This window comes from Bradyrhizobium tropiciagri, assembly GCF_018130505.1.
GTDB lineage: Bacteria > Pseudomonadota > Alphaproteobacteria > Rhizobiales > Xanthobacteraceae > Bradyrhizobium > Bradyrhizobium tropiciagri_B.
Window position 1 is genome coordinate 298,857 of sequence record NZ_JAFCKH010000005.1, and the last position, 14,409, is coordinate 313,265.

Below are 14,409 nucleotides of genomic sequence, written 5' to 3' on the forward strand. Positions count from 1 at the left end.
TTCGCCAAACGCAGGCCTGTGGTTATGGGTCCCGGCTCGCGTGGAGTTTATCATCGGGCGGCGCTTCGCGCCGACCCGATGGCTTGGCCGGGACGACGATGAAGTTGAATTTGGGACAGTGGCAAAACCCCTGGCGCTCGATGCTGGCCATCAATGCCGCCGTGCTGGTCGGGGTGTTCCTGCACAAGATCGCGCTGCCGCCCTACGTCCCCTACATCCATCTCCTTGTCGACTATCACTACGGCTTCACCAAGCGCGCGCTGATCGGCGCGATCGTGTCGCTGTTCACCGACAAGGTGCCGGTTTGGCTGGTGTTCGCGCTCGCCGGCACGATCTGGCTGGTGACGCTCGGCCTGTTCATCAAGCTGTTCCGCCGCACCTTCGGCTTCGGCGAGGCGCAGCTCCCGCTGTTCGTGTTCATCGCGGGCTCGCCGTTCTTCCTGAAGAACTTCATGCACACGCTCGGCCATTTCGACATCTATGGCTGCGCGCTGACCATCGTGCTGCTGCTGATCCCGGCGCGCTCGATCGCCTATGTGCTGTTGGCTGCGCTGTTCTCGATCGTGCTGATCCTGATCCACCATATCTTCGTTTTGATGTACGTGCCGGCGATCGCCGCCATCGTGGTGCTGCGCTTCTATCTGGTGCAGGGTGTGACGCGGCAGAACGCTGCGATCGGGATCGCCTCGCTCGCTGCCGTCGGCTTCCTGTTCCTAACCGCGCAGTTCGCCGGCACCATCCCGGTGCCCTATGACGAATTCATCCGTCATCTGCAAAGCAGGATGGTCGATCCGTCGCGTACCGACCTGCTGCAGTTCGGCTACATCTGGTACCAGCCGCTGTCGAAGGAGATTGCCGACACCTGGGGCCGCATGCCCTCGAACATCCTCGGCATCCCGGTGTTCGCGCTGCTGATCTGGCTGCACACGCCGCTCTGGCAGTATTTCGCGCGGCTGATCGGCGCGCTGGCGAGCGAGTTGCATCGCCGTATCGTGATCGCTTCGCTCATCATGATCAGCGCCGGTTATCTCATCATGTTCGCGATCGTGTTCGACTATTCGCGCTGGATCTCGAACTGGGCGGTCTGCATGTTCCTGATGCTGCACGCCGTGAAGATGCTGCCGGCGTCGAAGGACGTGTCTCTGATCGCGCCGGACGATCGCAAGACGAACATCTTCGGATGGATCATCACGGTGATCCCGCGCGTCGGCATAGTCCGGCCGTTCTAGCGCGCCCGCCGCACCCGCACATAGAGCGCGCCCTCGCCGCCGTGGCCGATATGGGCTTCCTCGAAGCCGACCACCAGCGCGCGGAATTCCGGCAGGCTGAGCCATTCCGGCACCTGCCGCCGCAACACGCCGCGCTCGGCATCCTGGCCGCCGACCTTGCCCTTGCCGGTGATCACGAGCACGAAGGTGAGCCCGTCGTGATGCGCGCGCTGCAGGAAGCCGAACAGCACGCGATGCGCGCGCATCCGGGTCATGCCGTGCAGATCGAGCCGCGCATCGATCTCCTGCCTGCCGCGCGACAATTTCGAGCGCTCGCGCCGGCCGATCGGCGCCAGCGGCGGCATGGGTGGACGCGGTGCCGGCGCAGCCTTCACGGGCGCCGCCGGCTTGACCGGAATCGGCTTTGCCGCGACCGGATGGGTCGCTGGATCAGACACCACCGCATGGGCCTTCGCGGCAGCCGCCTTCTTGCGCAGCGGCTTGACGTGCCTCGCCACGCTCTCCCACAGCGCGCGCTCCTCCTCGCTCAGCGCACGCTTGCGCCGCGAGGGAGCGGAGAGATCGGGGATCGGCGCGGGACGTTTCATCGCTAATAGTGACGGTGGCGTCGGTAGCGTCGCTTCTTGGCTGGCTGCGGAATGTCGGGCCGGGCGGCCGGCAACGGCACCGGTTCTGCCACAGGCGCGGCCTGCGCGACAGGGGTCGTCGCTGCCGGCGCCGGCGGCGAAGCGGGCGCGGCATCCTTCGCATCGGCCTGCCCCTTGGCCGCAGGAGTGGCGGTGCTCTTGGCCGGAGCCTTGGTGCTGTCCTTGGTACTTTCCTTGGCACTTTCCTTGGCGCCGTCCTTGACCACGTCCTTCGCCGTGCTCCTGGCGACCGTACCGACGGGCACATCGGCCGGAGCGGCCGCCGGCGTGTCCTTCGGCGGCGGGGTCGTCTGCGGAAACTCCTTCGCGATCCTGGCCGAGGGCCGCGCGTCGGGGACCGGCAGCCTGCGGCCGCGGGCAACGGGATCGAGGCCCTTCGGCACCAGCATGACGAACTGCATGTTGTGCCGCAGCCGGCCCGACACCTTCCCGGCATCCGCCCCGGCACCGAAATAGAGATCGGCGCGCGCCGGGCCGACGATCGCCGACCCGGTGTCCTGCGCGATCATCAGCCGGTGGAACGGCGTCTTCGATACTTCGGATTCGATCGGCAAGTCGCCGGAGATGAAGAACGGCGTGCCGTAGACATGCAGTGCCTTGTCGACGGCGATCGAGCGGCCCGCCGTCAGCGGCACGCCCTGGGCGCCGACCGCCTCGTCCTTGTCCGACAGCGACACCGCGCGGAAGAAAACGTAGGCGCGGTTCTGCCGCCGCAACTCGTTGGCGCCGTCGGGGTTGTGCTCCATCCACTCCCTGATCTTCTGCATCGACATCTGATCCCTCGGGATGATGCCGCGGTCGATCAGGATGCGTCCGACCGCCGTGTAGGGGTAACCATTATGCGCGTCGTAATTGATGCGCAGCGTGGTGCCGTCGTCGAACTTGATCCGGGCCGAGCCTTGGATCTGCGCGAACAAAAGATCGGTCTGGCTCTTCAGCCACGCGAGCTCCAGCCCGCGCCCGGCGATAGCGCCGTCCTCGATCTGGGCACGGTCGTAATAGGGCACCAGCTTGCGGCGGCCGATCTTGCGGTACACCGGCCCGCTGTTGGGCAGGCCGACCGAGCTCTGGGTCTTGCCGCGCACGAACAGGTTCGACGGGCGGCGATAGACCGGGACGTTGTAGACGTCGGTCCGCGTTCGCGAGCCGTCGAGCACCGGCTCGTAATAGCCGGTGACGAAGCCGGCATCCTCGCCGAGCCGCGAGATCCGCAACGGCACGAAATTCTGCTCGAAGAAATCCTTCGCTTTGCCGGCATTGGCGAGATCGAGCCCCTTGGCGATCCGGCAGGGATCGCGCAGCGAGCCTCCGAGCGCCTTCGCGTCCGGCGGCAGGCCGCGCTGGGCCGCGATCGGCTTGCAGCTGGTGCGGAAAGCCTTGTAGGCCGCGAGCTGGTCGTCGTCGTTCCAGCCGGGCACATTGGGCCAGCTCAGCGGCTCATACTGGCTGCCGCTGACCTGCAGCGGCAATTCCAGGTTGGGATAGGGGATCGGGTGGGAATGTTCGTGCCGCGGCGGGGGATGCCGGCTGGTCCGGTAGCGTGCGGCAATCGCGGCCGTGGAACACAGAACGGCGAGCGCGCAACACGCGACTGCGAGGCGCCCGTAGCTGAGATGTTTAGTGAGCGCTTCCAGTGCCAACCAGCTTCCAGTTCGGATCGCGGGAAGTCGCATCGCGGGCGAAGGTCCAGACGTCGGTGATGTCGGCAACCTTGTCCGGGCTGCCGTCGACAATCGTGCCCGCCTTGTCGCGGGTCACCGAGATCATCTGCGACACGAAGCGGACGGTGAGTTGCGCCGTCCGGTCGCGCGTCTCCGCACTCACGATCTCGGCCTTGTCGATCGACACGAACCGGGTCTCGGTCTTCTGCTCGTGCTTCTCGCGATCCTTGATTGCGGCCTCGAAGCTTTCATAGACGTCGGACGACAACAGATCCTTAAGCGCGCGGCGGTCGCCATTGGCGAAGGCCAGCACGATCATCTCGTAGGCCGAACGGGCGCCCGACAGGAAATGCCGCGGATCGAACGAGGAATCCTGCGCCACGATCGCGTCGAGCCCCTGGGCCAGCGGCGTGCCGGACTCGGCGATGCCCTTCCAGCGGTCGGTCGGCTCGGCCGGCTCGGCGCTCGGCGGCATCGGGGGCTGGTCGATCACGGACCCCGGCATCGGGACGACGTTGTTGTCCTGGCCACGCTGCACGACGTTGGGGGCGGCGCGATCATAGGGCGGCCGCTCGCTTCCCGTGCGCTGTCCGAGCACGCTGCGCAGCCGCAGGAAGATGAACACGGCCAGCGCCAGGAAGATGATGGTATAGATATCCACGTCGATTTCGCTTTCTGGTCTCTGCCGGCAACGGGCCGGCCGTCCAAGCGTTCCCCGGTCGGGAACGGCAGAGATTACATCACCGATTGAGTCCGCAGCATGTAGGCACGAAACTAAGCCCGGCCAATGGCGCTTTTTGGCACGGGCAAGTGTAGCGCGTTTTACCGGCGGGGGGAAACCGTTCCTTTTCGGGAAATCGCGCATCTTCAATCATTTAGGGCGCCGTTAACGGATCGGGCAGCGCGCTTTTGCGGCCCCCGCGAGCAACAATCGGGCGGACCTGCCGCCGCATCGGCCGGCTCGTCGTCCTTGTCGACCGCGCCGGGCCTATGATAGCCACTCGCGCGGCATCGGGATTTTCAACTCACTCAACGCGTGCCGTCGGACATCGTGTCCATCGAGCGCCGCTTCAGGAGACATTTCATGACCAACGGCAACGGCGCACCTGTCGAACAGGCCCCTCCCCAGCTCAACGTGCTGGCGCAGTACACCAAGGACCTGTCGTTCGAGAACCCGAACGCTCCGGCCTCGCTCGGCCCCCAGCAGCAGCAGCCGGCGATCAACATCCAGATCAACGTCTCGGCCAACAACCTGTCGGAGCACGAGTACGAGGTGATCCTGTCGATCGAGGGCAAGGCCGAGGGCGCCGGCAAGGTGATGTTCAGCTTCGACCTGGCCTATGCCGGCGTGTTCCGGGTAGTGAATGTTCCGAAGGAGAACCTGCACCCGCTGGTCATGATCGAATGCCCGCGCCTGCTGTTCCCGTTCGCGCGTGAAATTGTCGCAACCGCGGTGCGCGACGGCGGCTTCCCGCCCTTGATGCTCGATCCGGTCGATTTCGTCGGCCTCTACCGCCAGAACATGGAACGGCAGGCCGCCGCCCAGGCCGCTTCGGGCGTCAAGCCGAGCTGATTGTCTCAACGCGTCGTCCCGGCGAAGGCCGGGACCCATACCCACCGAAGGTTATGGTTGCGTGACGCTGGGGCCACAGCGTTCTTCAACAATCGACCCCTGTGGTTATGGGTCCCGGCCTTCGCCGGGACGACACCGAATGTTTGGTGCTTAGCTAGCAATACACAGGATATCAGGTCGGTCCTGAATCAAGCCGCCGGCGCTGCGGCCGGGGCGGGCGGCGGCAGATAATCGTTCCAGAGCGGCTTGTCGCCCAGGGTAGCGACGAAGGCCCGGTGGGTCTCGCGATCGGCCTCGCTGACGCGCGGCAGCAGCGCTATCTCTCGCTGGCGCCGCGGCGTGTCGCCATAGCTGCCGGAGCGGGCGTCCGATGCCTCCGACGCCAGGATGAGCTGCGACTGCCGGGCGCCGATCAGGTCGATATAGACCTCGGCCAACAGCTCGGCGTCGAGCAGCGCGCCGTGCTTGGTGCGGCGGGAATTGTCGATCGCATAGCGCGAGCAGAGATCGTCGAGCCGGTTCGAGACGCCGGGATGCTTGCGGCGTGCCAGCAGCAGCGTGTCGACCAGGCGGTCCTTCGGGATCGCCCGCCGCTTGATGCGGTCGAGCTCGGCATTGATGAAGCTGATGTCGAACGAGGCGTTGTGGATCACCAGCGGCGTATCGCCGATGAACGCGAGGAAATCGTCGACCACCTCGGTGAACAGCGGCTTGCTGGCCAGGAACTCGGTCGACAGCCCGTGCACGGCGAACGCCTCCGCCGGCATGTCGCGTTCGGGATTGATGTAGACGTGGTAGGTCTGCCCGGTCGGCATGCGGTTGAAGATCTCGACGCAGCCGATCTCGACCAGCCGGTCGCCGCGCAGCGGATCGAGGCCAGTGGTTTCGGTATCGAGAACGATTTCACGCATGAGGCTGAGGCAATCCGAATAGCGGAGCGAATCAGGCGCGCCGCTTCGGCATCTTAACAACCTCGGCCAGAATGTCGCGGATGCGTGCCCGCACCGGATCAAGTCCGTGCGAGGTATCCACTATGAAATCCGCGCGCTTGCGCTTCTCGGCATCCGGCATCTGCTTGGCGATGATGGCGTCGAGCTTGGCGGCATCCATGGTGCCGCGGGCCAGCACGCGCTCACGCTGCAGTTCCGGCGAGGTGGTGACGACGACGACCGCATCGACGCGCTTCTCGCCGCCGGTCTCGAACAGCAGCGGAATATCGAGCACGACGACCGGCGCGCCGGCCGCCTCCGCATCTGCAAAGAATTTCTGGCGCGACGCACCGAGCATCGGATGCACGATTCCCTCGAGCTGCTTCATCGCCGCGGCGTCCTGCACCACGCGCGCCGACAGCCTTGCGCGATCGACCTTGCCGCGGACCGTCGTGCCGGGAAACGCGGCCTCGATCGCCGGCGCCGCTTCGCCTTCGTACAGGCGATGCACTTCGGCATCGGCGTCGTAGAGCGGCACGCCCGCTTCCACGAACAGCTTTGCGGTGGTGGATTTCCCCATCCCGATCGAGCCGGTCAGTCCAAGGATCAACATCGGGTCAGCATCTCTCCGTCGCATGTTTTTTGTTGAGCATGATCTTTTCGGAAAACCGCTTCGCACTTGTCCGGATCATGCTCGGCCTCACACCACGAGCAAATTCTCGCGGCGCAGGAACGCGAGCAGCGACAATAGCGGCAGGCCGAGAATGGTGAAATGGTCGCCTTCGATGCGCTCGAACAGATGCACGCCGAGGCCTTCGAGCTGATAGGCGCCGACGCTGGTCGTCACCGCCGTACCGGCCTGGTCGAGATAGGCCGCGATCTCGCCGTCACCGAGCCGCCGCATCGTCATGCGCGCGATGCTCACATCGGAGAACAGCACCTGCCCGTCGCGCGCGACCGACACGGCCGAATGCAGTTCGTGGGTCTGGCCGGCGAGCAGCCGAAGTTGCTCGGCGGCCTGGGCGCGCCCGGCCGGCTTGCTGAACATCCGCTGGCCCAGTGCCAGCGTCTGGTCGGCGCCGATGATATATTGGGCCGGTCGCTGGCCGGACACGAACAGCGCTTTCTCGCGCGCCAGCAGCGCTGCAATGTCGCCGGGCGTCGACAGGCCGGAATCCCGCTGGACGGCGCGTTCGTCGATATCGGCCGGCAACGCCTCGAATGCCAGGCCGGCATTCTCCAGCAGCATTTTCCGCGCACGGCTTTGCGACGCCAGGATCAGCCGCAGGTCGCCGCGCCAGATGCTCATCGCCTACAGCTCTTCCGACGGCCGCGCACGCTGGCGGTCGTTGTAGAGCTTCATCACCGCGGCCGCCGTCTCCTCGATTGAACGCCGTGTCACGTCGAGCAGCGCCCAGTTGAATTTCGCGCTGAGGCGGCGGGCAAAGGCGACCTCGTCGGCCACCGCCTGCTTGTCGATGTAAGTTTCATTGTCGCGGTCACCCATGGTGAGCAACCGGTTTTGCCGAACCTGGATCAGCCGCTCCGGCGTCGCATGCAGGCTCACGACCAGCGGCTTCTTCAGGGTCTCGAGCTGGTGCGGCAGCGGAATGCCCGGCACCAGCGGCACGTTCGCGGTGCGGATGCCGCGATTGGCGAGATAGATCGAGGTCGGCGTCTTCGACGTCCGCGACACGCCGACCAGCACGACATCGGCCTCCTCGAGACCATCCACGTGCTGGCCGTCGTCATGCATCATGGTGAAGTTCAGCGCATCGATGCGGGCGAAATATTCCGCGTTGAGCACGTGCTGCGCGCCGACGCGGCCGGTGGTGGCGGCACCCAGATACGCTTCGAATAGTTGCATCACCGGGCCGATGATCGACAGGCTCGGAACGTTGATCTCGCGGCACTTGGCTTCAAGCCGGCCGACGAGATCCTTCTCGAGCAGCGTGAACAGCACGATGCCAGGCGATTCCTCGATCTCGTCGAGCACGCGATCGAGCTGCTTCTGGCTGCGCACCAACGGATAGACGTGCTCGACCGCGGTGACGTTGGCGTATTGCGCGGCGACCGCGCGCGCCACGGTGATCAGCGTCTCGCCGGTCGAGTCCGACACCAGATGCAGATGGAAATAATTGGAGGTCGTCGGCACCAGAACCCCTGTCTATCCTGTGAATCCCTGTGGAGGTCGAGGACGAAAATCCGGGGCCGCCGGCCGGCCGCTGGATATCTCATCCCTTTCTTCACAGCACCTCGCAAAAGGATAAGTCGAGGTCATGGCCCCGATGATAGTGGGTCACTGTGGATTTGTCTCTTCATAAGCTGGCCACAGAGCCGTGCAAGCAATTGAGCCGGACAACGGATTCCCGATGCCTATGCCAGCGCGGCGATATGTTGAGGGATGTGAACAAGCTTGCGAGAACGGCTGGATCGCCTTGCATGAGTCAAATCCACCGCCATTCAGACTCAAACCTTAGAATCTAAAATTAATAGGTTTAGGAAAACCGAGCTTGCGGATATGTATCGGTCCCTCGCTTGCAAAGCTCAGCTCGCAACGCTGAGACCCCGCCGAGCTGTTCCCTGGAAGGCCCCCCGCGATGTATGAGTGGATCAAGGCGCTGCACATCATTGCCGTCATCTCCTGGATGGCGGGCATGCTCTATCTGCCGCGGCTGTTCGTCTACCATTGCGAGGCCGAGGTCGGCTCGAAGCAGTCCGAGACCTTCAAGGTCATGGAGCGGCGGCTGCTGAAGGCGATCATCAATCCTGCGATGATCGTGACCTGGCTCGCCGGGCTCTATCTGGCCTGGGCCGGACACTGGTACCTGTCGGGCTGGTTTCACGCCAAATTTACGCTGGTGCTGATCATGTCGGGTATCCACGGCTTTTTGTCCCGCTGCGTGAGGGATTTCGCCGCAGACAAGAATCAGCGAAGCCAGAAATTCTACCGTATTATCAACGAGATACCTACGTTATTGATGGTCCTGATCGTGCTCCTGGTGGTGATCAAGCCGTTCTAGACATCGCGATGACTTGCAAGCATGCTTCAGTCCTTCTTGCGAAGGCTGGAACGATTTTCTATATAGACATTATCCCACCCCACGCAGGCGGATGTGGTCGCGTTCCGGTTCTTTTCGGGCCGGCGCCGCATCAGGTTCGAAAGCCCCAACGGCACTTTCCTGGCTGAGACCTGCGGACCTTCCTTTGGCGTCCGCTTTTTCCAAAGCCACTTCGCATCCCTTCCCTACTTACTTCCTCACAGGACTACCCCAATGCGGGAAATCAAACTCCAGGACCTCAAATCAAAAACGCCGGCCGAGCTTGTCTCGTTTGCGGAAGAAAATGGGGTCGAAAACGCCAGCACCATGCGTAAGCAGGAGCTGATGTTCGCTATCCTCAAGCAGCTCGCGATTGCCGAGACCGACATTATCGGTGAGGGCGTCGTCGAGGTGCTGTCCGACGGCTTCGGCTTTCTCCGTTCGCCCGACGCGAACTATTTGCCCGGCCCCGACGACATCTACGTCTCGCCCTCGCAGATCCGCCGCTTCGGCCTGCGCACCGGCGATACCATCGAAGGCCACATCCGCAGCCCGAAGGAAGGCGAACGCTATTTCGCGCTGCTCAAGGTCAACACGCTCAATTTTGAGGATCCGGAAAAGGCCAAGCACAAGGTCAATTTCGACAACCTCACGCCGCTGTTTCCCAATCAGCGCTTCCGCATGGAGCTCGAAGACTCCACCAAGAAAGATCTTTCCGCGCGTGTCATCGACATCGTCGCGCCGATCGGCAAGGGCCAGCGCGCGCTGATCGTGGCGCCGCCGCGCACCGGCAAGACCGTGCTGATGCAGAACATCGCGCACTCCATCACCGCGAATCATCCTGACTGCTATCTGATCGTGCTGCTGATCGACGAACGTCCGGAAGAAGTCACGGACATGCAGCGCTCGGTGAAGGGCGAGGTGGTGTCGTCGACCTTCGACGAGCCCGCCGTGCGCCACGTCCAGGTCGCCGAGATGGTGATCGAGAAGGCCAAGCGGCTGGTCGAACACGGCCGCGACGTCGTGATCCTGCTCGATTCGATCACGCGCCTCGGCCGCGCCTACAACACCGTGGTGCCGTCATCCGGCAAGGTGCTGACCGGCGGTGTCGACGCCAACGCGTTGCAGCGCCCGAAGCGCTTCTTCGGTGCCGCGCGCAACATCGAGGAGGGCGGTTCGCTGACCATCATCGCGACCGCGCTGGTCGATACCGGCAGCCGCATGGACGAAGTGATCTTCGAAGAGTTCAAGGGTACCGGTAACTCGGAACTGATCCTCGACCGCAAGGTCTCGGACAAGCGGACCTTTCCGGCGATCGACATCGCCCGATCCGGCACCCGCAAGGAAGAGCTGATCACCGATCCGCAGGTGCTGAAGAAGATGTACGTGCTGCGCCGCATCCTCAATCCGATGGGCACCATGGATGCGATCGACTTCCTGCTCGACAAGCTGCGCAACACCAAGAGCAATTCGGAGTTCTTCGACTCCATGAACACCTGAGGCGAGACGCCTCGGTCGAGGAGGGCGCTCCGTTCAGGCGGGGCGCCCTTTTTTTATGCTGCGGGATTTGCTGCGAGAGAGTGCAGCATGACACCGGAGCTTATTAATCGAGCATTTACTATATAACCCATTGATAAATATTAGCTATCGTATGAAGCCGGTCCGGACCGTGTCGCCATACCGTGCGTGCTGCAACAAATTTGCTGCGGGAATGCTGCGGGCCTGGAGAGCCGATATTGCATCGCAATAAATGCCGGGTGCCCGGCTCATAGAAACGACGTTGCGTTTGCGAAGGCGCAAGACCTAATAGGCGATGCATTCCCGCGACCAAACCATCTTTGCGCTGTCTTCCGGCCGGCCGCCGAGCGCGATCGCCATTGTCAGGCTGTCTGGCCCAATGGCTGGCTCGGTCATTGAGCGACTGGCCGGCAAGGTGCCGCCCCCGCGAATGGCGACCCGCGCACTGTTGCGGGATTCGAACCATCAACCGATCGATGATGCGGTGGTCCTATGGTTTCCGGGTCCGGCCAGCGCGACCGGTGAGGACGTCGCCGAGTTTCATGTCCATGGCGGGCGCGCCGTGCTCGCGGCGATGTTTGACGCACTAAGCAGGTTCGACAATGTCCGCGCCGCCGAGCCCGGCGAGTTTACGCGGCGCGGCTTCGAGAACGGCAAGCTCGACCTGACTGAGGCCGAGGGTCTTGACGATCTCATCCACGCCGACACCGACCGCCAGCGGCGCCAGGCGCTGCGACAGTTGAAGGGTTTGCTCGGCGACCGCGCCCGGGATTGGCGCGAGCGGATCATCGCGGCATCGGCGCTGATCGAGGCGGGCATCGATTTCTCCGACGAGGGCGACGTGCCCGCCGAACTGATCGCGCCGGCACTGGAACGGATCAGGGCGCTCCGCGACGAGATTCAAACTGTCCTTGCGGCACAAGGACATGGCGAACGGCTGCGTGATGGCTTGGTGGTCGCGATCGCGGGCCCGCCGAATGTCGGCAAGTCGACCCTGATCAACCAGATGGCCCGCCGCGAGGTCGCGATCGTCTCGCCGCATGCCGGCACCACCCGTGACGTCATTGAGGTGCAGCTCGATCTCGACGGCTATCCCTTGACGGTGATCGACACCGCCGGCATCCGCGAGACCGAGGATCCTGTGGAGCAGGAGGGTGTCCGGAGGGCTCGCGCCCGGGCCTCGGAGGCTGACCTGGTGCTGTGGCTAGCCGATAGCGCCGATGGCGGGGCTGAGCATGAAGGTTCGACACCTGTTTGGATGGTGCGGAACAAGATCGACCTCGAAAGTCGGCCATTGGCGGAGCCGGGCGAAGGAACTCGCGAGTTCCGAATTTCAGCCTCCCGGGGCGACGGGCTGCCCGAGCTGATCGCAGGCTTGGTCGGGTTTGCGCACGATTACTTCCAGGCCGGCGAGGGCGGGTTGATCACGCGGGTGCGGCAACGCGATTTGCTGCAGCAGACGGCTGATGCGCTGACCCGCAGCATCGACATCGTCGGACAAGGTGAGGAACTCGCCGCGGAGGAACTCCGAGCAGCAGCACTCTCACTTGGTCGTCTGCTCGGGCGGGTAGATGTTGAGGACATCCTCGACGTTATCTTCCGGGAGTTCTGCGTCGGGAAGTAGGGCTACTTTGCACGGGTTGTTCTGCGGAAAATGGAGGCCGACGGGGATCGGCGCATTCCTGTTTCACGTGAAACAACGCTCCGCGGGATCGAACCCTGTTTTCACGTGAAACGAAGTTCGGCGCGTGTGGTGTTTGTTTCACGTGAAACGGGCACCCCATATTGGGACCCGGCGCGTGGTGCCCTCAACTTCGTTCTTTCGGCAATCATCACTCCGCGATAGAAGTCCGCCATGAACTCCCGGGCAGACACATTTGACGTCATCGTCATCGGCGGCGGCCATGCCGGCTGTGAGGCCGCGAGCGCGGCTGCCCGGATGGGCGCGAAGACGGCGCTGGTGACCCATCGTTTTGCGACCATCGGTGCAATGTCCTGCAATCCCGCCATCGGTGGTCTGGGCAAGGGCCATCTGGTGCGCGAGGTCGATGCCCTCGATGGTCTGATGGGCCGGGTCGCCGACGCCGGCGGCATCCAGTTCCGGATGCTCAACCGCCGGAAGGGTCCGGCAGTCCGCGGTCCGCGGGCCCAGGCTGACCGCAAGCTCTATGCCGCGGCGATGCAGGCCGCGATCACCGAGACCGAGAACCTGAGTGTGGTCGAAGGCGAGGCGGACGAGCTCATCGTCGATGACGGCCAGGTGACCGGCATTCGCTTGGGTGATGGCCGTGCTTTCTCCGCCGGGGCCGTCGTCATCACCACCGGCACCTTTCTGCGCGGCCTGATTCACCTCGGTGAGAGGAACTGGCCGGCTGGCCGGGTCGGCGAGGCTCCCGCGATGGGGCTTTCCGCCTCCTTCGAGCGGGCGGGCTTTACGCTGGGTCGGCTGAAGACCGGTACGCCGCCGCGCCTGGACGGCACCACGATCGACTGGTCCGCGGTTGAAATGCAGCCCGGAGACGATCCACCGGAGCCGTTTTCGGTGATGACCGACCGGATCACGACCCCGCAGATCCAGTGCGGCATCACGCGGACCACGCCGGCGACCCATGAGGTGATCCGGGCCAATGTACATCGCTCGCCGATGTATTCCGGCCAGATCAAGAGCACCGGCCCGCGTTATTGCCCGTCGATCGAGGACAAGATCGTCCGCTTCGGCGACCGCGACGGCCACCAGATATTCCTTGAGCCTGAAGGGCTCGACGACACCACGGTCTATCCCAACGGCATCTCGACCTCGCTGCCGGAGGAGGTCCAGCTCGCGATCCTCGCCAGCATCCCAGGTTTGGAGCGGGTGAAGATGGTCCGGCCGGGCTACGCGATCGAATATGACCACGTCGATCCGCGGGAGCTGGATCCGACCCTGCAGACCAAGCGCCTGCGCGGCCTTTTCCTGGCCGGACAGATCAATGGCACCACAGGCTACGAGGAGGCGGCGGGGCAGGGTATTGTGGCCGGGCTCAATGCGGCGCTCGCCGCCGGCAACGCGGATCCGATCGTATTCGACCGCGCCGACGGCTATCTCGGCGTAATGATCGACGATCTCGTGACCCGCGGGATCACCGAACCCTATCGGATGTTCACTTCGCGCGCCGAATACCGGCTGACGCTGCGCGCCGACAATGCCGATCAGCGGTTGACCGATAAGGGCATCGCGCTCGGATGCGTCGGTGCAGCCCGCGCGGACCGCCACCAGGCCAAGATGGCGGCGCTGGACGCGGCACGGGCGCTCGCAAAGTCGCTGTCGATCACCCCGAATGAAGCCGCCAGGCACGGCCTGTCGCTCAATCGCGACGGCCACCGCCGCTCGGCCTTCGAGCTGCTGGCCTATCCGGACATCGAGTGGCCGGCCGTCCAGGCGATCTGGCCGGAGCTGTCGGCCATTGACCCCGCGATCGCCGTGCATCTCGAAATCGACGCCAAGTACGACGTCTACCTGAAGCGCCAGACCGCCGACGTCGACGCGTTCCGCCGCGACGAAAGCCTGGTGCTGGCCGATGTCGACTATGCCGACGTTCCCGGGCTCTCCAACGAGGCGCGCGCCAAGCTACAGAAGGCACAGCCACGAACAGTCGGGCAGGCGGGTCGGATCGACGGAATGACGCCCGCGGCGTTGGGAATCCTGGCCGCCTACCTGCGGCGCGAGGCACGACGGAAGACGGCGAAGGCCACAGCCTGACGTTTCACGTGAAACGGCGTAGGATTGGTTGGATTCGCCGCGTGCGACGGAAGCAACGAAGCAATCCACTAT

13 protein-coding genes are annotated in these 14,409 nt (G+C 64.1%); 6 read left to right on the plus strand and 7 right to left on the minus strand.

Annotation, left to right across the window (positions count from 1 at the left end; genetic code table 11):
• The first annotated feature begins 98 nt into the window (after positions 1-98).
• The gene (locus tag JQ633_RS15060) at positions 99-1,229 is read left to right on the plus strand and encodes a hypothetical protein (protein ID WP_211985820.1); all 1,131 of its coding nucleotides are present in this window, start codon (positions 99-101) and stop codon (positions 1,227-1,229) included.
• Here the strand turns inward: JQ633_RS15060 and JQ633_RS15065 are convergent.
• The 3 genes from JQ633_RS15065 to JQ633_RS15075 are packed head-to-tail and all read right to left on the minus strand — an operon-like array spanning position 1,226 to position 4,198.
• Positions 1,226-1,816 carry a Smr/MutS family protein gene (locus JQ633_RS15065; RefSeq protein ID WP_211985821.1) on the minus strand — a complete coding sequence of 197 codons (591 nt, stop codon included), beginning with the start codon at positions 1,814-1,816 and terminating at the stop codon, positions 1,226-1,228. The two genes, JQ633_RS15060 and JQ633_RS15065, sit on opposite strands and share 4 nt — an antisense overlap.
• A 2-nt stretch (positions 1,817-1,818) precedes the next feature.
• Positions 1,819-3,549 (minus strand): MltA domain-containing protein, encoded by a 1,731-nt coding sequence (locus tag JQ633_RS15070; RefSeq protein WP_433995654.1) that lies wholly within the window; start codon positions 3,547-3,549, stop codon positions 1,819-1,821.
• Positions 3,494-4,198: a Tim44/TimA family putative adaptor protein gene (locus tag JQ633_RS15075; protein ID WP_211985822.1), complete on the minus strand. Its 705-nt coding sequence runs from the start codon at positions 4,196-4,198 to the stop codon at positions 3,494-3,496. Before JQ633_RS15075 ends, JQ633_RS15070 begins: the two co-directional genes overlap by 56 nt.
• Before the next feature lie 423 nt (positions 4,199-4,621).
• Here JQ633_RS15075 and secB point away from each other — a divergent pair, with 423 nt between their 5' ends.
• Entirely contained in the window at positions 4,622-5,110 is a 489-nt protein-coding gene (secB, locus tag JQ633_RS15080; protein ID WP_211985823.1) for a protein-export chaperone SecB, read from the plus strand.
• A 188-nt stretch (positions 5,111-5,298) separates the two neighbouring features.
• On the opposite strand, the gene dnaQ is transcribed toward secB, so the two are convergent.
• The 4 genes from dnaQ to JQ633_RS15100 all read right to left on the minus strand — a co-directional run bounded on the left by dnaQ (position 5,299) and on the right by JQ633_RS15100 (position 8,194).
• Positions 5,299-6,021, minus strand: coding sequence for a DNA polymerase III subunit epsilon (gene dnaQ, locus JQ633_RS15085; RefSeq protein WP_211985824.1), 723 nt, complete (start codon positions 6,019-6,021; stop codon positions 5,299-5,301).
• Between the two features lie 31 nt (positions 6,022-6,052).
• Entirely contained in the window at positions 6,053-6,652 is a 600-nt protein-coding gene (gene coaE / locus JQ633_RS15090) for a dephospho-CoA kinase (protein WP_211985825.1), read from the minus strand.
• Positions 6,653-6,739: 87 nt separating this feature from the next.
• Positions 6,740-7,348 carry a Maf family protein gene (locus tag JQ633_RS15095; RefSeq protein WP_211985826.1) on the minus strand — a complete coding sequence of 203 codons (609 nt, stop codon included), beginning with the start codon at positions 7,346-7,348 and terminating at the stop codon, positions 6,740-6,742.
• Positions 7,349-7,351: 3 nt separating this feature from the next.
• On the minus strand, positions 7,352-8,194 hold the full coding sequence (locus tag JQ633_RS15100; protein ID WP_211985827.1) for a pyruvate, water dikinase regulatory protein: 843 nt from the start codon (positions 8,192-8,194) through the stop codon (positions 7,352-7,354).
• Positions 8,195-8,639: 445 nt separating this feature from the next.
• Between JQ633_RS15100 and hemJ the strand changes: the two genes are divergently transcribed.
• From hemJ to mnmG, 4 genes are all read left to right on the plus strand, one after another.
• Complete coding sequence (hemJ, locus tag JQ633_RS15105) at positions 8,640-9,062, plus strand: protoporphyrinogen oxidase HemJ (protein ID WP_211985828.1); 423 nt, start codon at positions 8,640-8,642, stop codon at positions 9,060-9,062.
• A gap of 252 nt (positions 9,063-9,314) precedes the next feature.
• Entirely contained in the window at positions 9,315-10,580 is a 1,266-nt protein-coding gene (rho, locus tag JQ633_RS15110) for a transcription termination factor Rho (RefSeq protein ID WP_211985829.1), read from the plus strand.
• A gap of 313 nt (positions 10,581-10,893) precedes the next feature.
• Positions 10,894-12,222, plus strand: a complete 1,329-nt coding sequence (mnmE, locus tag JQ633_RS15115; RefSeq protein WP_211985830.1) for a tRNA uridine-5-carboxymethylaminomethyl(34) synthesis GTPase MnmE — start codon at positions 10,894-10,896, stop codon at positions 12,220-12,222.
• A gap of 231 nt (positions 12,223-12,453) precedes the next feature.
• Complete coding sequence (mnmG, locus tag JQ633_RS15120; RefSeq protein ID WP_211985831.1) at positions 12,454-14,337, plus strand: tRNA uridine-5-carboxymethylaminomethyl(34) synthesis enzyme MnmG; 1,884 nt, start codon at positions 12,454-12,456, stop codon at positions 14,335-14,337.
• Positions 14,338-14,409: the final 72 nt, after the last annotated feature.